Annotated in this window: 23 protein-coding genes, 1 tRNA gene and 1 pseudogene; 12 read left to right on the top strand and 13 right to left on the bottom strand. The window is 57.1% G+C overall.

Features of this window, described 5'->3' with window-relative positions; genetic code table 11:
* Positions 1–253 precede the first annotated feature (253 nt).
* From EF096_RS13405 to EF096_RS13385, 5 genes are all read left to right on the top strand, one after another.
* The gene (locus EF096_RS13405) at positions 254–1,282 is read left to right on the top strand and encodes an amino acid ABC transporter substrate-binding protein (protein ID WP_123890220.1); all 1,029 of its coding nucleotides are present in this window, start codon (positions 254–256) and stop codon (positions 1,280–1,282) included.
* 101 nt (positions 1,283–1,383) lie between these two features.
* Positions 1,384–2,568 carry an amino acid ABC transporter permease gene (locus EF096_RS13400; protein ID WP_177412341.1) on the top strand — a complete coding sequence of 395 codons (1,185 nt, stop codon included), beginning with the start codon at positions 1,384–1,386 and terminating at the stop codon, positions 2,566–2,568.
* 9 nt (positions 2,569–2,577) lie between these two features.
* Entirely contained in the window at positions 2,578–3,675 is a 1,098-nt protein-coding gene (locus EF096_RS13395; protein ID WP_123890219.1) for an amino acid ABC transporter permease, read from the top strand.
* Between the two features lie 9 nt (positions 3,676–3,684).
* Positions 3,685–4,449, top strand: coding sequence for an amino acid ABC transporter ATP-binding protein (locus tag EF096_RS13390; RefSeq protein ID WP_123890218.1), 765 nt, complete (start codon positions 3,685–3,687; stop codon positions 4,447–4,449).
* A 236-nt stretch (positions 4,450–4,685) separates the two neighbouring features.
* The gene (locus tag EF096_RS13385; RefSeq protein WP_218565681.1) at positions 4,686–5,672 is read left to right on the top strand and encodes a GGDEF domain-containing protein; all 987 of its coding nucleotides are present in this window, start codon (positions 4,686–4,688) and stop codon (positions 5,670–5,672) included.
* Positions 5,673–5,723: 51 nt separating this feature from the next.
* On the opposite strand, the gene EF096_RS13380 is transcribed toward EF096_RS13385, so the two are convergent.
* Positions 5,724–6,545, bottom strand: a complete 822-nt coding sequence (locus tag EF096_RS13380) for an inositol monophosphatase family protein (RefSeq protein WP_123890216.1) — start codon at positions 6,543–6,545, stop codon at positions 5,724–5,726.
* 142 nt (positions 6,546–6,687) lie between these two features.
* Complete coding sequence (locus tag EF096_RS13375) at positions 6,688–6,912, bottom strand: DUF1127 domain-containing protein (RefSeq protein ID WP_123890215.1); 225 nt, start codon at positions 6,910–6,912, stop codon at positions 6,688–6,690.
* 162 nt (positions 6,913–7,074) lie between these two features.
* On the opposite strand from EF096_RS13375, the gene EF096_RS13370 reads away from it, so the two are divergent.
* Positions 7,075–8,502 (top strand): aminotransferase-like domain-containing protein, encoded by a 1,428-nt coding sequence (locus EF096_RS13370; protein ID WP_123890214.1) that lies wholly within the window; start codon positions 7,075–7,077, stop codon positions 8,500–8,502.
* Positions 8,503–8,527: 25 nt separating this feature from the next.
* Here EF096_RS13370 and rloA3 read toward each other — a convergent pair whose 3' ends face one another.
* The 4 genes from rloA3 to moaB form a co-directional block, all read right to left on the bottom strand.
* The gene (gene rloA3 / locus EF096_RS13365; RefSeq protein ID WP_123890213.1) at positions 8,528–9,052 is read right to left on the bottom strand and encodes a retropepsin-like aspartic peptidase RloA3; all 525 of its coding nucleotides are present in this window, start codon (positions 9,050–9,052) and stop codon (positions 8,528–8,530) included.
* Positions 9,053–9,203: 151 nt separating this feature from the next.
* Entirely contained in the window at positions 9,204–10,820 is a 1,617-nt protein-coding gene (locus EF096_RS13360) for a Vgb family protein (RefSeq protein ID WP_123890212.1), read from the bottom strand.
* A 129-nt stretch (positions 10,821–10,949) separates the two neighbouring features.
* Positions 10,950–12,158, bottom strand: coding sequence for a molybdopterin molybdotransferase MoeA (locus EF096_RS13355; RefSeq protein WP_235869738.1), 1,209 nt, complete (start codon positions 12,156–12,158; stop codon positions 10,950–10,952).
* Positions 12,155–12,691 carry a molybdenum cofactor biosynthesis protein B gene (gene moaB / locus EF096_RS13350; protein WP_123890210.1) on the bottom strand — a complete coding sequence of 179 codons (537 nt, stop codon included), beginning with the start codon at positions 12,689–12,691 and terminating at the stop codon, positions 12,155–12,157. The genes EF096_RS13355 and moaB overlap by 4 nt, the downstream gene beginning before the upstream one ends.
* 121 nt (positions 12,692–12,812) lie before the next feature.
* Between moaB and mobA the strand changes: the two genes are divergently transcribed.
* Both mobA and EF096_RS13340 read left to right on the top strand, forming a co-directional pair.
* Positions 12,813–13,385 carry a molybdenum cofactor guanylyltransferase MobA gene (gene mobA / locus EF096_RS13345; RefSeq protein ID WP_123890209.1) on the top strand — a complete coding sequence of 191 codons (573 nt, stop codon included), beginning with the start codon at positions 12,813–12,815 and terminating at the stop codon, positions 13,383–13,385.
* An 82-nt stretch (positions 13,386–13,467) separates the two neighbouring features.
* A tRNA-Pro gene (locus EF096_RS13340) sits at positions 13,468–13,544 on the top strand.
* 83 nt (positions 13,545–13,627) lie between these two features.
* Here the strand turns inward: EF096_RS13340 and EF096_RS13335 are convergent.
* The 4 genes from EF096_RS13335 to EF096_RS13320 form a co-directional block, all read right to left on the bottom strand.
* A complete protein-coding gene (locus EF096_RS13335) occupies positions 13,628–15,481 on the bottom strand; it encodes an ABC transporter ATP-binding protein (RefSeq protein ID WP_123890208.1) in 1,854 nt (617 codons plus the stop codon).
* 128 nt (positions 15,482–15,609) lie between these two features.
* Positions 15,610–16,284, bottom strand: a complete 675-nt coding sequence (locus tag EF096_RS13330; RefSeq protein ID WP_123890207.1) for an SGNH/GDSL hydrolase family protein — start codon at positions 16,282–16,284, stop codon at positions 15,610–15,612.
* Between the two features lie 241 nt (positions 16,285–16,525).
* Entirely contained in the window at positions 16,526–17,749 is a 1,224-nt protein-coding gene (locus tag EF096_RS13325; protein ID WP_123890206.1) for an MFS transporter, read from the bottom strand.
* Entirely contained in the window at positions 17,746–18,189 is a 444-nt protein-coding gene (locus tag EF096_RS13320) for a RidA family protein (protein WP_123890205.1), read from the bottom strand. Before EF096_RS13320 ends, EF096_RS13325 begins: the two co-directional genes overlap by 4 nt.
* Before the next feature lie 102 nt (positions 18,190–18,291).
* Between EF096_RS13320 and soxR the strand changes: the two genes are divergently transcribed.
* The 4 genes and pseudogenes from soxR to EF096_RS13305 all read left to right on the top strand — a co-directional run bounded on the left by soxR (position 18,292) and on the right by EF096_RS13305 (position 20,567).
* Entirely contained in the window at positions 18,292–18,744 is a 453-nt protein-coding gene (gene soxR / locus EF096_RS13315; protein WP_123890248.1) for a redox-sensitive transcriptional activator SoxR, read from the top strand.
* A gap of 161 nt (positions 18,745–18,905) precedes the next feature.
* Positions 18,906–18,989: pseudogene (locus tag EF096_RS21000) on the top strand (DUF6351 family protein); the annotation flags it as partial.
* Positions 18,990–19,139: 150 nt separating this feature from the next.
* Positions 19,140–19,739, top strand: coding sequence for a LysE family translocator (locus EF096_RS13310; protein ID WP_123890204.1), 600 nt, complete (start codon positions 19,140–19,142; stop codon positions 19,737–19,739).
* Positions 19,740–19,754: 15 nt separating this feature from the next.
* Positions 19,755–20,567 carry an AraC family transcriptional regulator gene (locus tag EF096_RS13305; protein WP_123890203.1) on the top strand — a complete coding sequence of 271 codons (813 nt, stop codon included), beginning with the start codon at positions 19,755–19,757 and terminating at the stop codon, positions 20,565–20,567.
* A gap of 3 nt (positions 20,568–20,570) precedes the next feature.
* Here EF096_RS13305 and EF096_RS13300 read toward each other — a convergent pair whose 3' ends face one another.
* The 3 genes from EF096_RS13300 to EF096_RS13290 all read right to left on the bottom strand — a co-directional run bounded on the left by EF096_RS13300 (position 20,571) and on the right by EF096_RS13290 (position 24,779).
* Complete coding sequence (locus EF096_RS13300) at positions 20,571–21,407, bottom strand: CvfB family protein (RefSeq protein ID WP_123890202.1); 837 nt, start codon at positions 21,405–21,407, stop codon at positions 20,571–20,573.
* A 65-nt stretch (positions 21,408–21,472) separates the two neighbouring features.
* Positions 21,473–23,305, bottom strand: coding sequence for a monovalent cation:proton antiporter-2 (CPA2) family protein (locus EF096_RS13295; protein ID WP_123890201.1), 1,833 nt, complete (start codon positions 23,303–23,305; stop codon positions 21,473–21,475).
* Between the two features lie 121 nt (positions 23,306–23,426).
* Positions 23,427–24,779, bottom strand: a complete 1,353-nt coding sequence (locus tag EF096_RS13290) for a class II 3-deoxy-7-phosphoheptulonate synthase (protein WP_123890200.1) — start codon at positions 24,777–24,779, stop codon at positions 23,427–23,429.

Below are 24,779 nucleotides of genomic sequence, written 5' to 3'. Positions count from 1 at the left end.
CGCCTCGCTTGATTCAGCTATGTGAATTTAGCTGCTGATGCGCTTTGGAGAGACTCGTCTGATGGGCGAGGCAAAAGGGAACGTCGAACGCACTATGTTCGATCATAGGCAAATTGCTATCAGTCTCGTGTCCACTATAGTTAATGGGCAGGCTGGCTCCACTGAACGGCCGCAGGCTCTCACCCAGTGCTTCACAAGAGCATGAAGGGAAGCGCTCGAGACTCCAACAAAACAATAGCAACTGGAGATTCAAATGAAGATGGTGAAATCTACTCTGGCAGTATGTACCACCGCCGCGGTATTGGGTGTAAGCAGTTTTGCGCAGGCAGGTTCAACCCTTGATGCTGTCAAAGAGAAAGGGTTTGTTCAGTGCGGTATCAGTGATGGCTTACCCGGTTTCTCCTATGCCGATGATAAGGGGAACTATCTGGGGTTGGATGTTGATGTATGCCGCGCCGTGGCCGCAGCCATGTTCGGTGATGCGACCAAAGTCAGGTATAGCCCGTTGACTGCGAAGGAACGTTTCACCGCGCTGCAGTCAGGTGAAGTAGACGTGTTGTCGCGCAACACAACCTGGACCAGTTCGCGAGACGCTGGTTTGGGTCTGAACTTTACCGGTGTGAACTATTATGACGGTCAGGGCTTTCTGGTGAACAAGAAGCTGGGTGTGACCAGTGCCAAGCAATTGGATGGGGCTACCGTCTGCATTCAGGCCGGTACTACCACCGAGCTGAATTTGTCTGACTACTTCCGTGCCAATAATCTGCAATTTACTCCTATCACTTATGACACCTCGGATGAGAGCGCCAAGTCACTCGAGTCAGGTCGTTGCGATGTGCTGACCTCAGACCAGTCACAGTTGTATGCGCAGCGCATCAAGCTGGCTGCTCCAGAGGAGTATGTGGTTTTGCCCGAGGTGATTTCCAAGGAGCCATTGGGGCCTGTGGTACGTCAGGGTGATGACGAGTGGTTCAACATCGTGCGCTGGTCGCTGTTCGCCATGGTTAACGCAGAAGAGTTGGGTGTGACATCCAGCAACGTTGACGAGATGGCCAAGGCAACGGGTAAGCCTGATGTGGCGCGCCTGCTGGGTGCGGAAGGCGAGTACGGCAGAGATCTGAAGCTGCCTGCTGACTGGGCAGTGAACATCATTAAACAGGTAGGTAACTACGGCGAGAGCTTCGAGCGCAATGTCGGTGCCGGCAGCGAGCTGAAGATCGAACGTGGCCTCAATGCTTTGTGGAACCAAGGTGGGCTTCAGTACGCACCCCCTGTGCGCTGATTCCTAACCGGCACGTCAGCCCGGTCGCAAGATCGGGCTGATTTTGTTCTGACAAGTTGGATCTTCGCTCGCTGTTTGAGCCGAGGATGCGAGAGGCTTATATGCAAAATACTGCCAATGTGCCGCGACGCGGAGGCTCGGTTCTGACCGACCCAAAGCTGCGGGCATTGATTTTTCAGCTGCTTGCCATAGCCGCGGTGGTGGGGCTTGGCTGGTATCTATTCGACAATACACAGACCAACCTGGAACAGCGCGGTATCACTTCCGGGTTTGCATTTCTCAACAACACTGCGGGCTTTGGCATAGCTCAGCATCTGATTGATTACACTCAGACCGATAGCTATGGGCGCGTGTTTTTTGTGGGCCTGCTCAATACGCTGCTGGTCTCGGTGATTGGTATCGTACTGGCGACCATCATCGGTTTTCTGCTTGGCGTGGCGCGCTTGTCGCCCAACTGGCTAGTTCGCCAGCTAGCGACGCTCTATATCGAAACCTTCCGCAATATTCCGCCGCTACTGCAGATTTTGTTCTGGTACTTCGCGGTTATGCTCTCCTTGCCCGGGCCGCGGCAAAGCCTGGGTGTACTCGATAGTTTCTATCTCAACAGCCGTGGTCTGTACATGCCTTCGCCAGGGCTATCCGAGACTTTTGGGCTGTTCTTTGCCGCGTTGCTGCTGGCTGTTGTGGCGTCAGTGTTCTTGGGGCGCTGGGCGCGCAAGCGTCGTGAGACGACCGGGCAACCTTTCCCTGTGCTGGTCTCGGTTCTGGCGTTATTGCTGGTAATTCCGGGCGCCGCCGTCCTGATAGCCGGTAATCCGCTGGTCTGGACGGTACCGGAGCTATCGGGCTTCAACTTTGCCGGTGGTTGGGTGCTGATCCCCGAGCTGATCGCGTTAACGCTCGCGCTGAGTATCTATACCGCTGCCTTTATTGCTGAAATCGTGCGTGCGGGCATCCAGTCCGTAAGTCATGGCCAGACAGAGGCGGCCCACTCACTGGGGTTGCCGGCGGGTAAAACGCTGCGTTTGGTGATCATTCCGCAGGCCTTGCGGGTCATCATTCCGCCGTTGACCAGTCAATACCTGAACCTGGCAAAGAACTCGTCGCTGGCTGCCGGCATCGGTTATCCCGATATGGTGTCGCTGTTCGCCGGTACCGTGCTTAACCAGACGGGGCAGGCTATCGAAGTCATCGCGATTACCATGAGTGTTTACCTGGCGATCAGCATCAGCATCTCGCTGTTTATGAACTGGTACAACGGGCGCATAGCGCTGATTGAGCGCTGAGGAGCCGCTATGCAGACACATACTTTCAAACCTGACATGCCGCCGCCCAAACAGGCGATCGGGGTGCTCGCCTGGCTTCGTGAAAATCTGTTCTCCGGCTTGTTTAACAGCCTGCTCACGCTCTTTGCCTTGTATCTGCTGTGGCTGATAGTACCGCCGTTGATCAATTGGGCCATTATTAACGCCGACTGGGTTGGTACTACCAGAGCCGACTGCACCAGCGAGGGTGCCTGCTGGGTTTTCATTCAGCAGCGCTTTGGCCAGTTTATGTACGGCTTCTATCCGTCTGAGCTGCGTTGGCGCGTTGACCTCACGGTGATATTGGCAATTGTCGGCGCAGCGCCTTTGTTTATTGATGCCATGCCGCGTAAAGCCCGTTATGGCATCGCCTTCCTGGTCGTTTATCCGCTGCTGGCCTACTGGCTGCTGCACGGCGGCTTTCTGGGGCTGGATCTTGTGCCTACCAGTCAGTGGGGCGGCTTGACGCTGACGCTGGTGATCGCCGCAGTGGGCATCGCTGGCGCACTGCCTCTCGGTATTATGCTGGCGCTGGGGCGTCGTTCTGATATGCCGGCCATTCGCGTGATTTGCGTGACCTTCATCGAGTTCTGGCGGGGCGTCCCGCTGATCACGGTGCTGTTCATGTCATCGGTGATGTTACCGTTGTTCCTGCCGGAAGGAATGAATTTCGACAAGCTGGTGCGCGCGTTGATCGGCGTCATTCTGTTTCAATCTGCTTACGTCGCCGAGGTGGTACGTGGTGGTCTGCAGGCCATTCCCAAGGGGCAGTACGAGGCCGCAGCAGCGATGGGCTTGGGCTACTGGCGGATGATGGGTCTGGTGATATTGCCGCAGGCGCTGAAGATGGTCATCCCGGGTATCGTCAATACCTTTATTGCGCTGTTTAAAGACACCAGTCTGGTGATCATTATCGGCCTCTTCGACTTGCTCAATAGCATTAAACAAGCGACCACCGACCCGGCCTGGCTGGGGATGGCAACCGAAGGCTATGTCTTCGCCGCTCTGGTGTTCTGGATTTTCTGTTTCGGTATGTCCCGCTACTCCATGCATCTGGAGCGCAAGCTGGACACAGGCCACAAGCGTTAGGAGCAAGAGATGAGCGACGTAAACATGCAGCCAACCCAGCCTGAAGGCATTATCCAGATGGATGGGGTACACAAGTGGTATGGCCAGTTCCACGTATTGAAAGACATCAACATGAATGTGCAGCAGGGCGAACGTATTGTGCTCTGCGGGCCGTCAGGGTCAGGTAAGTCGACTACTATTCGCTGCCTGAACCGGCTAGAAGAGCATCAGCAGGGACGCATTCTGGTCGACGGTACCGAGCTGACCCATGACCTCAAGCAAATTGAAGCGGTTCGCCGTGAAGTAGGCATGGTATTTCAGCACTTCAATCTGTTTCCCCATCTGACGGTGCTGCAGAACTGTACGCTATCGCCGATGTGGGTGCGCAAGACGCCGCGCCGTGAAGCGGAAGAAATGGCCATGCATTATCTGGAGCGGGTACGCATTCCGGAGCAGGCGCACAAGTTTCCGGGGCAGTTGTCTGGTGGTCAGCAGCAGCGAGTAGCGATAGCGCGTGCGCTATGTATGCAGCCCAAGATCATGTTGTTTGATGAGCCAACCTCTGCGCTGGACCCCGAGATGGTAAAAGAGGTGCTGGACACTATGATTGGCCTGGCCGAAGACGGTATGACTATGCTCTGCGTGACGCACGAAATGGGTTTTGCGCGAACGGTGGCCAACCGGGTGATCTTCATGGATCGTGGCGAGATAGTCGAAGAGGCTGAGCCAAACAAGTTCTTCAGCAACCCTGAAAACGAACGAACACAATTATTCTTGAGTCAGATACTGCATTAAATTGACCGAAGCCGGTTCGGCTGGAGTACGTCATAGACGACCTGCTCAAGCTGAATTGGCTTTATTAGTAGTAGCTGCGGCTGCCCCAATTAACTACACTTCAGGCACTCTTGCTGTCGGCTCTCTGGCAGTTGACCTTAATAATAATATGACTTTAGGTGATAGCCTTTATGCCAGGGTCGCACCCAGAAAATCCACACAAGCGCGACGCGCGGCCTGAGTTTTGGCAGCTTTCAATGCGTTGTTGCCAGTTGGCCGGCGGCGTTGATGTCGCTTTTTTCTTTATTTTTCTGATCCTGGGTTCTCCTGTTTTGGCGTGGGTCAACGTCATTAGTGTGGCGATGTACGTTTACGCCTATCGTGCGTTCAGCCAACGGCGTAATCGTTTGGCGATCATGTTGATTCGCACGGAAGTGCTGGTGCACGCAGGGTTGGGCACTGTGCTGGTAGGTTGGGAAAGTGGTTTTCACTATTTTCTGCTGATGTTTATACCTGCCTTGTTCGTCAGCATGCGGGCGCGCAGTGCCTGGATACTAGCGGTTTGCCTGTGGCTCTACTATGTCGGCCTGGATGTGCTTATGTGGTACATCGAGCCCCTGCAGCCAATATCCTCAGGCGCTCTACTGGGCGTGCATGTTTTCAATCTGACCATCGTATTTTGTATGTTCAGCTATCTGGCGCTGTTCTATGTGGTAACGGTCACGCGCGCGCACCGGCGGCTGGCGCGTATGGCGACAACTGATCCTCTGACCGGTTTATTCAATCGCCGACATATTATCGAGCTGACAGAAAAAGAATTGGCACGTCATCATCGTCGGCCGAGTAACCTGACATTCATGTTGATGGACATAGATCACTTTAAGCAGATCAATGATCAATTCGGTCATGATATGGGAGATCGTGCTCTGGTTGCGGTTAGTAAGGCACTGCAAGGCGCACTACGTGAGCAAGACTTTATTGGTCGTTGGGGTGGCGAAGAGTTTCTGGTGATACTGCCAGATACGGATCTTGAACAGGCGACCGCCAGTGCCGAGCGGTTACGTAGCGCGATTGAGTCGCTGGAGCTGGAGCAGGACGGGGAGCGAGTCAGCGTGACCTTGTCGATTGGGATTACGCAGTACCGTGCCGAAGAGTTGTTAAGCAGTGCGGTTGCCCGCGCGGACCACGCCTTGTATGCGGGCAAATCAGCTGGGCGCAACAGGGTAGAGATCGCGCTGGCCTGATTGCTTAATCGCTAAACCGGGCACTGCGGGATAGTGTTTTTAATTCCGCTTTTAGTCGCTATTGAGCATTGGGCCTATCATTTCGGCAACCTGCTCGTATACGCCGGGGCAGGCGACCAGATAGGGATTGCCGTGCAGCAAGCCCTCGCCACGTAAAAAGTCATTACTTCGACCGCCTGCTTCAGCAACCAATACCAACCCGGCAGCGCAGTCCCAGCTCTTGAGCAGTGTTTCGTAATATCCCAGCAAACGTCCTGCGGCTACGTAGGCAGTCATCAGCGCGCCTGAACCGTTGCGCAAAAACATGCCACCTTCGCCGAGCAGACTGGTGAGAAAGGGTAAGAAATACTCTGTGCCGCGCGGATAAAACGTGCCCACGCCCATCAGGCCCTCGCGCACATGCGATGCCTTGCTGACGCGCAGTGGTCGTTCGTTGACGAACGCGCCCTGACCGCGCACCCCATGAAATAGCTCAATGTGGTTGGGGTCCGCTATAGCACCAATGTGTGGGGTACCATCCAGCAGCATGCCAATAGACACGCACCAATTGTGCAGACCGTTGACAAAACAGGCCGTGCCATCGATCGGGTCTACCACCCAAAGACAGCGCGCACTCAGGTCGGCGGAGCCACTTTCTTCACCGAGAAAACCGTCTTCAGGAAAGGCAGCCAGCAATTCGGCGCGAATATAATCTTCCAGCGCGCGGTCAGCGATGCTCACCAGATCCTGGCGATCATCTCCCTTATGTTCAATATTGAGTTCTTCGCGCTTTTGGTAATAGGCCATACCGCGTCGGGCCGCCTCTTGCGCTACCTGTTTGGCGAGGACGTAACGTGCTTCAATATTCAGGTCGTGGGGCAGGGCACTGGACATTCGGTTTATCCGCATGAGGCTGTTAAGGATTCAAGGGTACTGAATATCAGCGCTAAAATTAAGTTAGTCGGTAAAGCGAGTCTCAGTCTGCGTTGCGCACAACGGGTCTAATCATGCTGCTGCCCAGGCGCCAATAGCCATTTCAGGCGCGCAAGCGCGGCTTCTGCGTGAGCATGCCGTTGCAGCGCAGGTTGAGCTTTAACCCGGCCCAGTAGGGGCGAGCCAGCTCGCGACGAATCTGTGCACGGGTCAGGCCGATATCGGCCAATAGATGTTCGTCGAGTTTCAACAAATGGCGGTAGTCGCGCCTTTGTTGGTGATGCTTCAGCGCCAGGCTGAAGATGGCAGTGAGTGACTTGCTGTTCATTACGGTTCTCCTGTTAGCGTGGAGCTAGATTAAGGTTTTCGTTATTCTTGATACAGATACAGTAAAAAAATAATAAATAGATACAGAGGCGGGTGTGAGCGGGCTGTATGCTGTATTTTGGTTGAATCTGTACTGGTAAACGTGAGTCGGGTGACTTTTGTTATGAAACGCTATGAAGAGGTTGCGGCGACGATGCGCCAGCGCATCGAGCATGGTCTGTACCGCGCAGGTGATAGATTGCCGTCGATCCGCGAGCTGTGTGCCGAGTTTGCTGTGAGTATTTCAACGGTACAGACCGCCTACGCGGGGTTGGAGGCTCAGAGCTTGATAGAGGCGCGTCCGAAGTCCGGTTACTTTGTACTCGCGCGCACGGCTCCGGCGGTGCTGCCGGGCGTGACTCGTCCTGCTCAGCGGCCCCTCGATGTATCCCAGTGGGATCATGTGCTGAACCTGGTGGGTGAGCCCAGTGCCGATCACATTATTTCGTTGGGGCGGGGCATACCCGACGTCGAAGCCAAAACGTTGAAGCCCCTGTTTCAGGTGCTGGCTGGCCTGCACCGCAGTGCCCATGCCGCTGGTTTAAGGTACGACTCCCTGGCCGGGAGTCCGCAGCTGCGCAAGCAACTCGCGCGGCTAGCCTCAAGTTCAGGTTGCCTGCTGCATCCGGACGACATCCTGATTACCACTGGTTGCCAGGAAGCGCTGTCGATTGCCATTCGTACGCTCACCGTTCCAGGGGATGTGGTCGCGGTCGACTCGCCCAGCTTTTACGGCAGCATGCAGATTCTCAAGGCGCATCAGCTCAAGGCGATGGAGATCCCCACCGACCCGGAGACCGGAATCAGTCTGGAGGCGTTGGAATTGGCATTGGAGCAGTGGCCAATCAAAGCGATACAGATTACGCCCACGCACAATAACCCGCTGGGCTATACCATGCCTGAAGCGCGCAAGCGCGAGCTGGTGGCGCTGGCTCAGCGTTTTGATGTGGCGATCATTGAGGATGATATCTATGGCGATCTGGCCTATCGCGCACCGCGTCCAAGGACGCTCAAATCCTTTGATGACGATGGCCGCGTGCTGCTCTGCAGTTCTTTTTCCAAAACCCTGATTCCCTCGCTGAGGGTAGGGTGGATAGCGCCTGGTCGCTACCGTGATCAGGTTTTGCATCAGAAGTATGTATCTACCGGTGCGTCGGCGACCTTGCCGCAGCTGGCCGTTGCCGAGTTTGTCGAGCAGGGGCACTACGAGCGGCATTTGCGCCAAGTGGTCCGTCAGTATCAGCGCAATCTGGATGTGGTTCTGGGCTGGGTGCAGGCGTTGTTTCCTGTGGGTACCGGTGTGAGTTACCCGCAGGGCGGCTTTTTGCTCTGGGTGGAGGTCAAGGGGCTGGATTCGGTACGCCTGAACGAACGTCTACTTAGCTCGGGTATTCAGATCGCCCCCGGTTCGCTGTTCTCGGCATCAGGCAAATATCGTGATTGCCTGCGCATCAATTACACGCAGGCCAGCGCGCAAATGTATGAGGCTTTGGTGGTGGTTAGTCGAGAGGTGACCTTGCTGTTGGCTGAGGCTGGCGCCGAGACGCTTTAGTCTCAGCGCACTCTATGCTCGCTTATCAAGCCTGGCTGGCAGAGCAGGCAGGCTTGGTGGTAAAGGTGCGGGAGGTATCTACCATGCCCAGTTCATCCAGCGTGCGGCGACCAAGCAAAACCGGGTAGTGCATGTTACTGCGGTCGCGCAGAGAGAACTCCTGATTGAGTACCTCTTCGCCCACGCAGACTTCCATTTTTACCACCGGGCGTTCTTCCGAACCGCCAGCGCCACGTACTTTCAGGTTGCGTTCAAGTGGACGCTCAAAAGTCGAGGCGACGGTTTGCTCTGTCTTGATATCTTCAAGCTCTACCTGAAAGCGCACCCAGTCCTCGCCATCCTTTTCAAAACGCTCGATGTGTTGTGCGTGCATCGAGGAGGTGAGGGCGCCTGAATCCAGTTTGAATTTCACCGTCACATCCTCAGGCATGATCACGCCTTCTTCCAGCCAGCCCAGCGAGTTTGGTGCGTCTGCATGAGACAGACCGGAACCGGCGATGGCGGCAAGGGCGACGGCAGGAATGAGGGCTTTTTTCAGCAGGTAATGCATGAACACGTCTCCTGTTATAGCTAATCAGTTCAATTCAGTCTGTTAAAATTGACTGGTTCGCTCTGAAAACGTTCATAAAAAAGCACAACCGCGTATTTGACTGGATGTTACGGTGACCGCCCCTGATACTCTTGGCACGGTCACCGTTAGCTTATTCGGGCTGCAACCTGTACAGGCCGTTGTCGATGTCCGAGCTGAAGAAAATAGTGCCGTCTGCAGCCACGGCTACGCCGGTCGGAATGCCGGTTGGCGGCATACCTGGGCCAGCGGGAAAGCCAATGGGTAGCTCGCTGGCGAGCACGCTTTTAGTGCCGGTTGCGGGATCAACCAGCAGTAGTCTGTGAGCGGCACTTTCGGCGACGACAAACTTGCCATCGGCTGTTTCGCTCAAGCCTTCTGGCAGTTGCAGATCACTGACCAGGCGTTCCAGTTTGCCTGTGGCAGGATCAACGCGGGTCAGGAATCCCGCGATCTCTGTCAGATAAATCATGCCGTCGTGGCCGAGGATCATCTGTACCGGACCCTGCAATCCCTCGCTCAGCACCTGCTGCTGGTCCAGGCTCCCGCCGCTCAGGCGCAACAGCTTGCCGCTTTCCATCTCACTGACCACTATGTCGCCATTGCTCAACTCTACGGCGCCAGAGGGGGCTTTAAGGCCGTGAATCATGTGCAGCGTCTTGTTGTCCTGGCGGTCAATGACGTGCAGCGTGCCGGTTGAAAAACTCGTTAGTAGTAACCGCTCTTTACCCAGACCAACGCTGATCGGGTACTCGGCATCCGAGCCGTGCGCGCGGCGCAGATCGGTAACCTCGCCGCTAGTGGTATCCACTTTGCGAAAGGCAAAAACGTCGGCGACGTAGAGGTCTGCGCCGTCCTCCGTCAGTGCCAGCCCCGCTGGTACTGCCAGCTTACCGCCGGTGATCAGGCGTACCTTGCCGGTCGCTGGATTGACTTCCTGAATGCTGTTATCGGCCATATTGGAGACAAAGATTCGATCCTGGCTGTCGATGGCCAGGTTATCCAGCGAGCTGCTGAGCTGGGCGATGTTGGTGGTTTCGCCGCTGCTTAGATTGATGCGCTTGAGCAGTCCACTGAGCGTGTCGATGGCGTACAGGTTGCCTTTGGAGTCGAAATTGGCGGCGGCGGGTGTGCCGAAGCCGGTCGCGACTGTCTGAATCTGGCCATCAGCCGGGTTGATGCGTACGACTTCCCCTTTGAGCCAGAGTGGCCCATATAACCAGCCATCGCTGCCGACTTCAAAGCCGTTGAAGCCGCCCAAGTCCTTGGCGATCAACCGCGGAGCCTCGCTACCCGTGGGGTCGATTTCCCAGAGCGCATCGCCCAGAAATACCTGGCTGGCATACAGTTGGCCGGTTTCATCATTGAAATCGAGCGAGTTCATACCGGGTAGGTCGGTGGCGACCACGCGTATCGGGGCGTCGTCGTTGTCGCGTATCAGCAACTGACCGGCGTAGAATCCGGTCCAGGCCATCTCACCCTTGGGGCCGATTGCAATGTCATCCGCTTGCCCTTGATCGGGCCCAATAAAGACGCTGGTTTCACCGCTGTCAATATCGACCTGATAGATGCTGTTGCCCACCACGCTGCCTGCCAGCAGGCGGCCTTGCTTATCGACCGCAAGGCCATGCACGCCTTTGAAGGACGACGGCGCTACTAGCGCTTCGGGCGCGGAGTACTCGGTCGCGAACACCGCGCCGCAAAGGCTGACCAGCGAGGCAAAGGCGGCGGCCTGGAAGGATGGCTTCATGCGAGATTCCTATTATTGTTGTTTGCAGGTATGTCTCGATTCTAGCCAGCTAATTGTCAGATGCTCGCGGCATAGGTGGGGTTGATGGCGTTGAATAAACGTGGCGGGGCCGCGCTGCCGGGCGTGGGGTCAGTCAAACAATCCAGTGAAGGGCAGAAAACTCAGCGCTTGACCGCGTTCGACGCGTGTATTGGCTGGAATCAAAACCAGTCCGCTGGCGTGGCTGGCCGAACTGAGCACCCCTGAGCTTTGGTTGCCAGCAAGTTGAATGCAACCATCGACTAATGTGGCTCGCAGGTATTCATCGCGGTTGCCTGGCCGCTGCCATGTAAACCCGGCGGGCAAAGCAAAATGGGACGGCTCGACGGTGGTACAGCCAAGCCGCGTCAGCAGATAGGGCCGAACCAGCAGGAGGAAGGTTACCAGCGTGGCCGCCGGATTACCGGGTAGGCCCAGCACCGGCGTGCCGGCGAAGCTACCCAGGGTAAAGGGCTTGCCCGGCTTGATCGCCAGCTTCCATAGCGTGATCTCACCGCTGTCACGCAGTACCTGGCCAAGGCAGTCGGCCTCACCGACAGAAACACCGCCGGAGCTGATGATCACGTCAGCCTGACCCGCCAGCGCGCTTAAACGGCTGCGCGTCTGCTCAGGATCATCCGGTAATATGCCGCCGTCGATAACAGGTTGGCCAAGCCGCTGTAGCGCGCCAATCAAGGTAAACCTGTTGCTGTTGAAAATCTGCCCAGGATGTAGCTGTTCACCGGGTTCGACCAGTTCATCCCCCGTGGATACCACGGCCACCCGTAACGGACGATGCACGGCCACGCGCGCCAAACCTACCGAAGCGATCACGCCCAGATCCTGTGGACGTAGGCGCAAACCGGCGCTCAGTACCTGACTCCCGGTCTGCACATCCTGACCTTGCGCACGCACGTTCTGACCTGCGTGTACTGGTTGCATTAGCCGCGCCAAGCCACTTTCGGTCAGCTCGACGTTCTCCTGCATTTCCACGCAATTGGCGCCAGCTGGCAGCGGTGCGCCAGTGAAGATACGCGCGCAGCTGCCAGCCAGCAGTGGAGCCGGGGCCATACCAGCGGTGATCCGCTGGCTGATGGGTAAACCTTCGGCTTGCGCTTTGGCCACGTCGTTGGCGTTGAAGGCATACCCGTCCATGGCGCTATTGTCCCACGGCGGTACGTCATGCGCAGCGATGACGGGTGCCGCTAAAACCTGACCCAAAGCCTGCTCCAACGGTAGTTCGTCAACCGGCTGAGTCGGATGGCTACGGGCGCTGTCGAGCAGTTGCTGCAGGGCTTGGGCAACCGGCATCAGGCTCATGTGCGGCTGCCGCATTGCTCGGTATTATCCAGGTGCTGCACAAAGTTGCAGGGCCGCGTGCGCGAATCCAGTTGCTCGTGCAGTATTTTCGTCCAGGCAGTGCGGCAGGCGTTGGTAGAGCCGGGCACGCAGACGATCAGCGTGCGGTTGGCCAAGCCCGCTAGTGCGCGTGACTGTAAGGTAGAGGTGCCGATTTCCTGCCAGGAAATATGCCGGAACAGCTCACCAAAGCCGTCGACCATTTTGTCGAGTAGGGGCGTTATGGCCTCGGGAGTACTATCACGACCGGTAAAACCGGTACCGCCGGTGATGAGCACCACCTGCACGTCAGATCGGGCAATCCAGGCCGAAACAGTGGCGCGAATCTGGTAGATATCATCGGGTTGCAACTGGCGATCGGCGAGCTGATGTCCGGCTGCGTTCAGGCTGTCGCTCAGCAATTGGCCGGAGGTATCGCTGTCGAGTGTGCGGGTATCGCTGACGGTCAGAACCGCGATGGAGAGCGGGATGAAGGGCGCGTCTGGCTTGGCCATACTGGGTTCCTTAAAACGGCTGTGGTGACCGCCGCCAATGCGTGTATCAAGGCGGTCAGCTTTCTATTGAGATAGGTCGAGTGTTATAACACACAGCCATTGATTACCCGAGTTTTGCACTATGTTTGGCGCTTCGACCCACACCTCACTTTTGCTCGCCGGTGGCCGTGGCAGCAGGCTGGCCGGACGTGACAAAGGCTTGATGTCTTTTCAGGGCGAGCCGGTTGCGGCGCACTTGAGTCAGTTGCTGCGCAGTATGGGTGGTGAGCTGTTGATCAGCTGCAATCGTAATCAGGCGACTTACAGTGCTTGGGCCGATCGGCTGGTGGCTGATGATGAGCCTGATTTTCCTGGGCCGTTGGCAGGCATTCTGGCGGGTTTGCGCGCGTGCACCACGAGTCACTTGCTGGTGGTGCCCTGTGATATGCCGCGGGTTGATGAGGATTTGCTGCAGGGCTTGCTGAGCTGTGCTGTGCGGCATCCACGGGCGCCTTGTATGGTGCGTGTGGGTACGCGTTGGCAGCCGCTGCTCTGCGTTATTCCACGCTCGCTACTGGCAGAGATGGAGGCAGCTTGGCAGCAAGGGGAGCGTAGCCCATTGCGCTGGCAATTAGCGCAGAACCCCGGCTTTTATGATTTATCTGAAGACGATGTGCGATTGCATAACGCCAACCATAGCGTTGACTGGCGTTAGCGCTAACCCTCGGAAAACGGTCATGATTTCTCCGCCGACCTCTTGAACGATTCGATCATTGAGGTAAAATATTCGCCCATGACGGAGTGTAGCGCAGCCTGGTAGCGCGTCTCGTTCGGGACGAGAAGGTCGCTGGTTCGAGTCCAGCCTCTCCGACCATATCCGTGTTGATTGATTTGCTCAATCAGGCAAAAAAACAAAGCCCGCTTATGCGGGCTTTGTTGTGTCTGTCAGCTGCAAAATCAGACTTTTGCTGCGGGCTCGTCCAGTTCTTCACCCAAAAAACCGCCGGACTGGCGTGCCCACAGATTGGCATAGAGACCGCCGCGCGCGACCAGCTCAGCATGGCTGCCGTCTTCGATGATGCGGCCCTGGTCCATCACGATCAGCCGGTCCATCTCAGCGATGGTGGAGAGGCGATGGGCAATGGCGATCACGGTTTTGCCCTGCATCAGCTTGTTCAGGTTTTCCTGAATCGCCGCTTCGACTTCGGAATCCAGCGCCGAAGTAGCCTCATCCAGAATCAGGATAGGGGCATCCTTGAGCATGACGCGGGCGATGGCGATACGCTGGCGCTGACCGCCCGACAGTTTGACGCCGCGCTCACCCACATGCGCATCAAAGCCACGGCGGCCCTTGGCGTCCTCCAGTTCGGCGATGAAGGCATCTGCTTCGGCACTGTGCGTCGCCTCCCGCATCAACTGCTCGTCCGCATCCGGGCGACCATAGAGGATGTTGTCGCGCACTGAGCGGTGGAGCAGGGAGGTGTCCTGCGTGACCATGCCGATCTGTGCCCGCAAGCTGTCTTGCTCGACGTCGGCAATATTCTGACCGTCGATCATGACTCGGCCGGACTCCACGTCGTAGAAACGCAGCAGCAGATTGACCAGTGTTGATTTGCCCGCACCGGAGCGGCCGACCAGACCGATCTTTTCGCCAGGTTTGATATGCAGGTTCAGGTCAGCCATGACCCCGTGGCCTTTGCCGTAATGGAAGTGCACCTGATCAAAGTGAATCTCGCCCTGGGTCACCCGTAGCGGCTTGGCATCAGGTTGGTCGTCGACCTGCTGCGGGCGTGAAATCGAGTTGATGCCGTCCTGCACAGTGCCAATGTTTTCAAACAGGGCAGAGAGCTCCCACATGATCCACTGCGACATGCCGGACAGGCGCAGAACAATACCAACCGCCACGGCAACCGCACCGACGCTGATGGAGCCTTGTGTCCAAAGCCAGATCGCCGTACCGGCAACGCCAAGCAATAGCAGTGCATTGAGCAGATAGAGCAGGCTATAGAGCGTGGTGACCAGACGCATCTGCTGGTGCACGGTGAGCATGAAGCCGTCCATGCCTTCACGGGCATAGCTCGACTCGCGCTTGGCGTGGGAAAACAGTTTTACCGTTTGAATATTGGTATAGCTGTCGACGATGCGACCGGTCATGACCGAGCGTGCGTCAGCCTGGACTTCTGCGACCTTGCCCAGCACCGGCACATAATGGCGCATGAGCAAAATATAGCCGATCAGCCAGGCAAACATGGGCAGCGTTAGCCGCCAGTCAGCCATGCCGACCAGCAGCAGTGTGCCGATGAAATAGACGCATATGTAGTTGAGTACGTCGATCAGCTTGATGACGCATTCGCGTACCGCGAGGGCGGTCTGCATCAGTTTGGTGGCGATGCGTCCGGCGAACTCGTCCTGATAGAAGGCCATTGATTGTTTGAGCAGGTAACGGTGTACCAGCCAGCGGATGCGCATGGGGTAATTGCCCATGAGCGTTTGATGCGTCAGCAGGCTGCTGCTGAATACCAGCAGCGGTAGCACGACCAGTGCCATCAGAGCCATACCGACCAGCTTCCAGCCCTCGTTTTGCAGGAAGGTTTCCCGGCTTTGGCCTGATAGCCAATCGACGATATTGCCTAGAAAGGCAAACAGCCAAACTTCGGTCAGCGCAATACCGGCCGTGAGAATAGCGGCGAGGATGATGTAGGGCCACGCGCCACGGGTAAAGTGCATACAGAACGGCAGCAGCTTGCGCGGCGGCTCGCTCAACTCGGCAGCGGGGAAGGGATCAAGGCGGTTTTCAAACCAGCGAAACATGCAAAAGGGCCTGTGGCTAGGTGAGCAGGCCGAGCATTATGAGCGCCGCGATTGCAGCCCTCAAGGGAAGATTGGTAACAGTGAAAGCGCACAGACCACGGAGTGGGTGCCGTGGCCTGTTCGCATCATTAATCCAGTGCTTGCAGCAGCAGGTCAGCCAGCACGCGCGAGCCCGCCGCTGTTGGATGAATGCCATCGGCTTTGATGTACAGCGCTTCCTTGCCGGCAAAGGCAGCGCGCACGTCAACAAACTTTACGTTCATGCCGGGATAGGCGGCACTCTTGTAGTCCATGCTGTAGTTGTTGATAGCGCGCAGCTCCTCAGCACCACCGGTGGCGTTGTAGTAACCGAGGAAGATGATTTCCTCAATACCGTCGTCACGCATGTCCTCAACCAATGCAGCAATTTTGTCTTCCAGCTCGTTGAGCAGCGGCATGCAAGCACTCAGTGATGGACGGCAGCTGTTTAGCTGGATGTCATTGCCGCCACCATTAAAGATCACGGTTTTGATACCTGTCTTGCTGGCACGTGCATATTGACGTTCCACCGAATACAGACGCGAGCAGAGCACGTTACCGCCACTCAACTGACAGCCTGAGCGCGCATAGGTCTCGATGTTTTCATCCAGGTCGGATTCCAGGTAATCGTGAATGTCGCCGGAAAGAGCAAATATCGAATCGCCCAGAATCATGGTGTCGGGCGTGCGGGAGCCAGGGTTCGTTGCTTGAGCCGTACCGCTTAATAGCAGCCCTACGGCCACGATGGCTAGGCTGCCTTTGATGAGTGTTTGCATCAGCTGCATGAGTATTCCTCTTATTGTTGTTAGCACGCAGTCTCACCTGAAACATAAGTCAGGCATTGATTAAAACTTAATAGTGAGACAAAAGTGGTTAATGCCTCTGCTCATGGTAGGTATTTGTGCAGGATTGGGCAGCCACCCAAATAGGCGAGACGTTCGTGTTATGTGACGCACAGCCCAGTCAGCTGCGCATCAGAGGAAAAGCGTTCAAGCTTTGACGGCAAACACGCGGTGGGCTGTGTGGTTAGCGCTCTTTGACTTCGCGTTTGAGCAGACGTTGATCATAAATAAGTACCAGCCATGCGAGCGCACCCAGCACCATCCCGGTCGCGCAGGTCGCACCCCAGCCGCCATGGCTCCAGGCAGCCGCGCCCAGGGCCGAGCCGCTGGCAGCACCGATAAAGTACACCGTCATGTACACCGCATTAACCCGTGCCTTGGCCTCTGGCGCCAGGCGGTAAATAACGCTCTGATTGCTGATGTGTATTGCGGGCAAGGCGATATCGAGTAGCAGTAGCGGCAGCAGAAACAGCCACAGGTTGCCCAGCCCCAAATACAGTCCCAGCCAGCCCAGCAGGAGCAGCACCAGTGCAAAGGTACTGACCACCTGGCCGCGTCCTCGGTCTGCCAGACGGCCTGCCAGGTTGGCGGTAATGACACCACCAATCCCGAGCAAGCCAACGAGGCCGATCTGGCTATCACTCAGGTGATAGCCGGGGCCTGATAGCAGCAGTGCCATGGTTGAAAACAGGACGCTGACCGAACCAAATACCAGACCGCCAAGGATGGCCCGGCTACGCAGGCGAGGGTAGGTTATAGCCAGCGCCAGCAGTGACTTCAGGGTGGCGGCATAGCTTTTTGGATGCGGATTTCGTGCCTTTGGCAAAATCAACCAGAGTGTCGCCGCGAGTACCAGCATCAGCACCGCAGTAACGCGGTAGACGGTGGTCCAGCCGTCCACTTCGGACAACAGGCCGGCGGCAGTGCGCGCGAGTAGAATGCCAGCCAACAAGCCGCTCATTACCAGTCCAACAGCTCTCCCGCTGCGCTGCGGGTCCGAGAGATTGGCCGCCATGGGAACCAGGGTTTGTGCCGCCACCGAAAACAGACCGGTGATCAAGGTCCCCAAGAGCAGCATGCTGAAATTGTGCGCATAGCCACTGATCAGCAAGCCGGCCGCGGCGATCAGCATCAAGCCGACTGCCAAGCCCCGTTGCTCCAGTTTGTCGCCCAGGGGAACAAGAAACAGCAGGCCGACGGCATAGGCCACCTGCGACAGGGTAACCGTGGTGGCGGCAAGCCCTTCGCTGACGCCAAGCGACAGTGCTATTGAATTCAGCAGCGGTTGATTGAAGTAGTTAGCCCCGGCACATAGACCGGTGGCAATGGCCATTAGTAGCAAGGTGCTGGTGGTGAGGTAGCTGCTGCTCTTGGGTACGCCGATGTTTAGTCCTTGGTTGTCACTCATGCTGCTGTGGCCTCAGTCGCGCCGATGCAAGCGGTTGCATCTATTTCTACCAGCATGCCGTCAAGCGCCAACCGGGGTACTGGCATTAGTGTGCAGGCCGGTGTGTGGTGATCACCCCAGGCTTTGCGCAATGCTTTGCTAATAAGGTCCAGCCGCTGCTGGTCATGGTCTACCACCAGCACCGTAAGGCGCACCACATGCTGCAGCGATGCATCTGCGGCGGCCAATGCTATACGCAGGTTACTCAGGCAACGTTGTAGCTGCGAGTTAAACCCCTTAGCCAGCAGTCCGCTGGCATCCTCACCACCTTGACCTGCTACGAAAATCCAGCGGGCGTTGGCTGGCGCGATCACTACATGCGAGTAACCGTTGGGTCGGGGGTCGTAGAGTTCGGCAGGGTTGATTGCTATGGTTTGCTGGTGTCTAAAAGAGGGCTGCATTGCGGTTTGATCCTGGACGTTGTGTGAAGATGTTACGCACTTTAAAATCTCAACCTAACTTGAGGTCAAGCAAAACTCTCACCAGGGGCGATGGCTGTGAAAATGCAACATAAGCAGGGCACAGAATACAGCAGTATTGGTGTCGGAGAGGCTGCTGAGCGCAGTGGGCTCGCTATTTCCACGTTGCATTTTTATGAGTCGAAAGGGTTGATCAAGGCTTATCGCACGGCGGGCAACCAGCGCCGTTACCCGCGCTCAGTGTTACGGCGGCTTGCTGTGATCAAGGTGGCGCAGCGGGTTGGCGTCTCCTTGACTGAAATAGCTGAAGCCCTGCAGGCTCTGCCCGCCGAGCGCACGCCTGGGCTCCGTGATTGGCGCCGTTTATCGCGGCACTGGCAGCAGTCATTGGACGAGCGTATTCATGCCTTGACCCAGCTGCGTGATCAGTTAGACGGCTGCATCGGTTGCGGTTGTCTATCTCTCAAGGCCTGCCCGCTGCGTAACGCCGGTGATGAGTTGGCGGATGAAGGGCCGGGGCCGCATTTTCGCGAGTAGTTGTTAATCTTCTTTATGTGAATTGCGCCAACTCATTCGCACTGGTTTGGCGCTTTTTTCTGCGGCTCCTTGCCTGCTTATTGAACCAGTCCGTCTGTTGCTCTTTTCCCTATGCTGCTGGTTGATGTCTCCCTGAGCGAGGATGTCCTTCGTTTTCGAGTGAGGAGGTCGGCCAGCTAAATACGATTTTCCCGCAGGGCGTCTGTGACTACAGTAAGCCGGACCTTGGCCGGCCAGCTGGCTGAGGCCGAAGGGCGGTCGCAACCAAAAAAGGCGCCTTGTGCGCCTTTTTTTGCCGTTAAGTCTCGTGCAATTGCGTTCAATACAAGGCTGGGTGTTCTGGGCACTATGGCGTTAGCGGGGCAATGCGGCCTCGGTAATATGGGTGCCTGTAGATGTTGTCGGTCGTTATTTCCATGTTGGCTTTCTCGTTGGTCGGCTCTATTGCACCGGGTCCGGTGTGTGTGGTCGCAGTCAGTTCTGCGGCGCAGGCCGGATTTTTCCGTGCACTGGGTTTTGTGCTGGGCGCCACTATTGGTTATACGCTGATGGTGATATTGGTCGGGCTGGGCTTACTCGGTAGTCTGCAGCGCCAGCCAGCTATCATGCAGGCCCTGAGCTGGATTGGTGCCGCCTATTTGTTGTATCTGGCCTGGCGCATCGGGACCTCAGGGGCGGCGGTAATGGACTTAAATGAACAGCATAAGGTCCCGGGGTTTTGGGCGGGCGCCTGGGCTCAGTGGTTAAACCCCAAGGCCTGGTTGTTCTCGGTCTCCGGTATCGGCATGTTTGTCAGCAGCGCAGAGCCCGGTGCAGGTGATTTGGCGATTTTTACTCTGCTGTCACTGTTGATGTGCCTGCTTGGCGTGGGTAGCTGGGCACTGGCCGGTCACCTGCTGGGGCGGCGCTTGTCCGGCCATCCTGCGCTGCTGTGGTTCAATCCTTTGATGGGCTTGTTGCTGGCCGGCAGTGTGGGCCTTATTCTGATGCATTAGAGAACGGAGCGAGCAATGGCTGAATCGACATCACAGTTTCTGCAGCGCAGTCCGGCGTTGCCCTTTGTCGAGCTGCGTCAGGCTGATCGCTCCAGCGCCTGCTATCAGCAGCACACGCACGATGAGTTTTCGTTTGGGCTGATAGATCAGGGGCACACGCTGTATCGTAACCGTGGTCAGTCGCAGCCTATTGGCGCAGGCAGCATGGTCACGGTTAATCCGGGCGAGGTGCACTCTTGTAATCCGGCGGCAGGTCTGTGGTCCTATCGGATGATTTTTTTGAACGCCGCCTGGTTGGGCGAGTTGCAGCGCGAGTTATCGGGCGGTAGCGCTGACTACCAGTGTTTCCCTGAGGTGACGAATAGACGCTCGGATGCGGGTAAGCGTTTTGATCATTTGTTTGCCAGTTTGCTCCAGGCTGATACGCCTTTGGCGGCGCAAACTCAGTTGATCGAACTCATGCAACCACTATTCGCTGCCGAGCCGCTCGCACCTGAAGCTAAACATGGTGGTGTTTTGCTGGCGCGGGACTTAATCATGGATCAGCTCGATGCCAACCTGCAGCTGGATACCCTGGCCGAGGTTGCCGGCCTCAATCGCTATCAACTGATTCGTGGCTTCAAGCGCGAGTTTGGCCAGGCACCGCATGCCTATCAATTGGATGCAAGGATCAAGCAGGCGCGGGTTCAGTTACGTCGGGGAGCATGCAGTCTGAATGGGCTGGCGCTGGATCTGGGGTTTGCCGATCAAGCGCATTTTCAGCGTCATTTCAAACTGCGCACAGCGCTTACGCCCGGTCAGTACCGAGCGTTTTATCGCGCAGCCTGAGGCTCAGAGCAGTTCGATATGATCACTGTGAATGCTGATTTTTTCCTGTTTGAGCAAACCGCCGATGGCTTTCTTGAAGTTACCCTTGCTGACGCCAAACATGCGGCTGATCGCTTCTGGCGTGCTTTTGTCGCTGAGTGCCAGGGTACCGTCGTTGTCCAGCAGCTTCTGTAGGATCTGATCCTGCAGTTGATCGCCAGCGGCAGCGCCGACAGGCTGCAGGCTGAGGCTGATTTTGCCGTCAGCACGCATTTCGCGGATGTAGCCGGTTTCGTGCTGGCCGCCGCGCAGGTACTTGAAGGCCTCGTTCTTGTGAATCAGGCCCCAATGCAGACCGTTGATAATTGCCTTGTGGCCAAGATCAGTGCGCTCGACTACGAGTAGCTCGACTTGCTCGCCGGCTTTGTAGCGCGCTGGGGTCTTGTCCAGATATCGGTCGAGGCGGCTGGTCGCGATTACGCGGCTGGTGTGCTTGTCCAAGTAGAGATGCACCACCACGTAGCTGCCTTCTTCCAGCGGCTTCTTCTGCTCTGAGTAGGGCAGCAGCACATCTTTGGGCAGGCCCCAATCCAGAAATAATCCGACATTGTTCTTGGCGACCACCTTGAGACTGGCAAAGTCGCCGACCTGTGCCTTGGGCTGCTCGGTGGTGGCGATGATCTTGTCTTCGCTGTCGAAGTAAATGAATACGTTCAGCCAATCGCCGACTTCGGTCGGCTCATCCTTGGGGATGTAGCGATTGGGCAGCAGAATATCGCCGTCATTACCGCCATTGAGATACAGGCCGAAACCGGTGTGTTTGACGATTTGCAGTCTGTTGAAGCGTCCGATGTCGGCCATGCTGGTTTTCCTGAAAACGATAATTGGCCATTGTAGCAGGGCCGGGCGCAGCAACGCAGGGCGTATTACTCTTGCCTGGGTTGCAACAGCTCGTCAATGCTGCGTGCTTCAATCTCGTCGGAGTCAAACAGCCTCTCCAGATCGGCGCGGGCTTCGCGCGCTGTCTGTATCACCGCGGCAGCGTCGTCATAGACTTTATGCTGGGCTGCCAGCACCTGTTCATCGTGCTGTCGAAAACGCTTCAGCCGTGAGTCGGCTTGCGCTTCACTCAAACCCAGTCCGGTCAATATGTGTTTGCTCATTTCCAGGCTGGAGTGGAATGTCTCGCGCACCGGCAAAGCCCCCAGATCGATCAGCTTGTGCACATGTTGCCGGTTGCGGGCGCGCGCGATTATCGTCAGTTGCGGGTAAAGCCGGCTTACCAGCTCGGCGGTTTTCAGATTGGTTTCCGGGTCGTCGGTGGTGATGATGAAGTACTCAGCCTTATCGACCTGGGCGGCGCGCAGTATCTCCGGACGCAGGGAGTCGCCATAGAAAATCGGCATGTCGCTGCTCATGGCACGTGACATTTCGATGCTGTCTACCGATGTCTCCAGGCCGATGTAGGGTATGCGTTGCGCGCGCAACACACGGGCGATGATCTGCCCCATACGGCCCATACCCGAAATCACCACGCGCGGCGCAGCGGCATCAATCTGTTTGTATTGCTCGGGCACCTCGACGGTTACCGGCTTGGGCTTAATCAGCTGTGACAGCAACAGAATGATCAGGGGCGTCACGGCCATCGATAGGGTGATGGCCAGTACCAGCATGCTGTGCATGCGCTGGTCAAACAGCGCTTGATCGCGGGCCATCTGGAATACCACAAAGGCGAACTCACCGCCGGCGGCCAGCACCACGCCGAGCCGCAGGGCACTGAGACGGTTGAGCCCGCCAGCGGCGCGGCCAACCAGGTAGATCAACGGCAGCTTGCAGCCGATGATCATCGTGGTCAGTAGCAACACCGCGCCGGGGCTGCTCAGCAGCAGACCGATGTCGGCGGTCATGCCTACGCTGATAAAAAACAGCCCAAGCAGCAGCCCCTTGAAGGGTTCAATTTGTGATTCCAGCTCGTGACGGTACTCTGAGTCTGCCAGTAGCAGGCCGGCGAGGAAGGCGCCCAGCGCCATGGAGACGCCTACGCTTTGCATCAGCCAGGCGGTACCGATAACGACCAGCAGGGCGGTGGCCGTTGATACTTCCTGTAAGCCGGTTCTGGCCACTATGCGAAACACCGGCCGCAACAGATAACGTCCGCCGACCACGATAATGGCGATGCTGCCGACGATCTTGATGATCTGCTCAAGATTGCTACTGCCGCTCGTCTCGCTGGCAGCGTTGCCCAGTAGCGGGATCAGCGCAATCAGCGGGATGGCGGCGATGTCTTGAAACAGCAAAATAGCAAAGGCCAGGCGCCCGTGGGGGCTGGTCAGTTCCTTGCGTTCAGCGAGAATCTGCAGGCCGAAGGCGGTCGATGACAGCGCCAGTCCAAGGCCCAGTATCACCGCGGTGTTCAGCTGTTGGTGCATGCCAAAATAGGCTACTGAGCCAATCAGGCCGCCGCACACCAGTACTTGCGCCAGGCCCACGCCAAATACGGACTTGCGCATCACCCAGAGCCGACGCGGTGATAGCTCCAGGCCGATGATAAACAGCAGTAGCACGACCCCCAGCTCGGAGATATGGCGGATGTCTTCGGGGTGATCTATCAGATTCAGCACCGAGGGCCCGATGACTACGCCTGCCAAGAGGTAGCCGATCACTGCGCCCAGGCGCAAACCTTTGGCCAGCGGTACCGCCGCAACAGCGGCCAGCAGGAAGACAACGGCGACGAGAAGGAAGCTGCTTTGTTCGTGCATGAAGGGTTCCAGGACACAAACGGCAGCCAGACTGGAGGAAGTGAGGCTGCCGCATAATACAGGCGAGAAAGAATGGGCTGATAATACGCCTTGAACCGCTCTGTGTGGTCGCTTTTATCAGTTATCGACGGGCTTTTTTCAGTGTCTCGGCAATCATGAATGCCAGCTCCAGCGACTGGTCGGCATTCAGCCGCGGGTCGCAGTGGGTGTGGTAGCGATCCGACAAACCGTCTTCGGTCACCGGTGTGGCCCCGCCAATGCACTCGGTCACGTTTTGCCCGGTCATCTCGATATGAATCCCGCCAGCCCAGGTGCCCTCGGCGCGATGTACCGCGAAGAACTGTTCTACCTCGGCCAGAATGCGCGCGAAATCACGAGTTTTGTAGCCGCTTGAGGCCTTCATGGTATTACCGTGCATGGGGTCCGAGCTCCAGAGCACGTGCTTTCCTTCACGCTCAACCGCACGCACCAGCGCCGGCATATGCTGCTCTACCTTGTCCGCCCCCATGCGCACTATCACGTTGATTCGGTCGTCGCGGTTGTCCGGGTTTAGCCGGTCTATCAGGCGCAGCAGATCGTCCGGGTCGGTGGTGGGGCCAGCCTTGATGCCAATCGGGTTGTGAATACCGCGCATAAACTCAACATGAGCGCCGTCCAGCTGACGCGTGCGATCGCCAATCCAGAGCATGTGTGCAGAGCAGTCGTACCAGTCGCCGGTCGTGCTGTCGCGGCGGGTAAAGGCTTGCTCGTAGTTTAGTAGCAAGGCTTCATGCGCGGTAAAGAACGCGGTTTCACGCAATTGCGGGCTGTGATCATTATCAAAGCCGCAGGCGCGCATGAAGGCCAGGCTTTCGTCGATGCGGTCGGCCAGTTGCTGGAAGCGATCGGCCATCGAGGAGTTGGCAATGAAGTCCAGGTTCCATTGATGCACCTGATCCAGACTGGCAAAACCGCCCTGGGCGAAGGCGCGCAGCAGGTTCAAGGTGGCGGTTGCCTGGTGGTATGCGCTCAGCAGGCGCTGTGGGTCAGGCGTTCTGCCAGCCGCGTCGAACGCTATATTGTTGATGATGTCGCCGCGGTAAGCGGGTAAAGTCACGCCGCCCTGGGTTTCGTCATCGGCTGAGCGTGGTTTCGCAAACTGACCGGCCATGCGGCCAACCTTGACCACCGGACAGCCGGCGGCAAAGGTCATGACAACGGCCATCTGGAGCAGTACTTTGAAGGTATCGCGAATCTTGGGTGCAGAGAATTCGGCAAAGCTCTCCGCGCAATCGCCGCCTTGCAGCAGGAAGGCACGACCTTGAGTTACTTCCGCAAACTGACGGCGCAGCTCACGGGCCTCGCCAGCAAATACCAGGGGTGGGTAGCTTGCCAGGGTGTCCTCTACGCTCGACAAGGCCCGTTGGTCTGGGTAGGTGGGTTGTTGCAGAACGGGCTTGCTGCGCCAGCTGTCAGGTGTCCAGATTGCGGTCAT

The organism is Pseudomonas neustonica, assembly GCF_003797945.1.
Taxonomy (GTDB): Bacteria; Pseudomonadota; Gammaproteobacteria; order Pseudomonadales; family Pseudomonadaceae; genus Halopseudomonas; species Halopseudomonas neustonica.
The sequence above is the reverse complement of the archived record's forward strand: the minus strand, read 5'-3'. Positions and strand labels throughout refer to the sequence as shown.

What these genes read in the sequence shown, in the direction of transcription:
- EF096_RS13405 (WP_123890220.1), top strand. Translation starts at nt 254, where the DNA reads ATGAAGATGGTGAAATCTACTCTGGCAGTATGTACCACCGCCGCGGTA.
- EF096_RS13400 (WP_177412341.1), top strand. Translation starts at nt 1,384, where the DNA reads ATGCAAAATACTGCCAATGTGCCGCGACGCGGAGGCTCGGTTCTGACC.
- EF096_RS13395 (WP_123890219.1), top strand. Translation starts at nt 2,578, where the DNA reads ATGCAGACACATACTTTCAAACCTGACATGCCGCCGCCCAAACAGGCG.
- EF096_RS13390 (WP_123890218.1), top strand. Translation starts at nt 3,685, where the DNA reads ATGAGCGACGTAAACATGCAGCCAACCCAGCCTGAAGGCATTATCCAG.
- EF096_RS13385 (WP_218565681.1), top strand. Translation starts at nt 4,686, where the DNA reads ATGCGTTGTTGCCAGTTGGCCGGCGGCGTTGATGTCGCTTTTTTCTTT.
- EF096_RS13380 (WP_123890216.1), bottom strand. Translation starts at nt 6,545, where the DNA reads ATGTCCAGTGCCCTGCCCCACGACCTGAATATTGAAGCACGTTACGTC.
- EF096_RS13375 (WP_123890215.1), bottom strand. Translation starts at nt 6,912, where the DNA reads ATGAACAGCAAGTCACTCACTGCCATCTTCAGCCTGGCGCTGAAGCAT.
- EF096_RS13370 (WP_123890214.1), top strand. Translation starts at nt 7,075, where the DNA reads ATGAAACGCTATGAAGAGGTTGCGGCGACGATGCGCCAGCGCATCGAG.
- rloA3 (WP_123890213.1), bottom strand. Translation starts at nt 9,052, where the DNA reads ATGCATTACCTGCTGAAAAAAGCCCTCATTCCTGCCGTCGCCCTTGCC.
- EF096_RS13360 (WP_123890212.1), bottom strand. Translation starts at nt 10,820, where the DNA reads ATGAAGCCATCCTTCCAGGCCGCCGCCTTTGCCTCGCTGGTCAGCCTT.
- EF096_RS13355 (WP_235869738.1), bottom strand. Translation starts at nt 12,158, where the DNA reads ATGAGCCTGATGCCGGTTGCCCAAGCCCTGCAGCAACTGCTCGACAGC.
- moaB (WP_123890210.1), bottom strand. Translation starts at nt 12,691, where the DNA reads ATGGCCAAGCCAGACGCGCCCTTCATCCCGCTCTCCATCGCGGTTCTG.
- mobA (WP_123890209.1), top strand. Translation starts at nt 12,813, where the DNA reads ATGTTTGGCGCTTCGACCCACACCTCACTTTTGCTCGCCGGTGGCCGT.
- EF096_RS13335 (WP_123890208.1), bottom strand. Translation starts at nt 15,481, where the DNA reads ATGTTTCGCTGGTTTGAAAACCGCCTTGATCCCTTCCCCGCTGCCGAG.
- EF096_RS13330 (WP_123890207.1), bottom strand. Translation starts at nt 16,284, where the DNA reads ATGCAGCTGATGCAAACACTCATCAAAGGCAGCCTAGCCATCGTGGCC.
- EF096_RS13325 (WP_123890206.1), bottom strand. Translation starts at nt 17,749, where the DNA reads ATGAGTGACAACCAAGGACTAAACATCGGCGTACCCAAGAGCAGCAGC.
- EF096_RS13320 (WP_123890205.1), bottom strand. Translation starts at nt 18,189, where the DNA reads ATGCAGCCCTCTTTTAGACACCAGCAAACCATAGCAATCAACCCTGCC.
- soxR (WP_123890248.1), top strand. Translation starts at nt 18,292, where the DNA reads ATGCAACATAAGCAGGGCACAGAATACAGCAGTATTGGTGTCGGAGAG.
- EF096_RS13310 (WP_123890204.1), top strand. Translation starts at nt 19,140, where the DNA reads ATGTTGTCGGTCGTTATTTCCATGTTGGCTTTCTCGTTGGTCGGCTCT.
- EF096_RS13305 (WP_123890203.1), top strand. Translation starts at nt 19,755, where the DNA reads ATGGCTGAATCGACATCACAGTTTCTGCAGCGCAGTCCGGCGTTGCCC.
- EF096_RS13300 (WP_123890202.1), bottom strand. Translation starts at nt 21,407, where the DNA reads ATGGCCGACATCGGACGCTTCAACAGACTGCAAATCGTCAAACACACC.
- EF096_RS13295 (WP_123890201.1), bottom strand. Translation starts at nt 23,305, where the DNA reads ATGCACGAACAAAGCAGCTTCCTTCTCGTCGCCGTTGTCTTCCTGCTG.
- EF096_RS13290 (WP_123890200.1), bottom strand. Translation starts at nt 24,779, where the DNA reads ATGACCGCAATCTGGACACCTGACAGCTGGCGCAGCAAGCCCGTTCTG.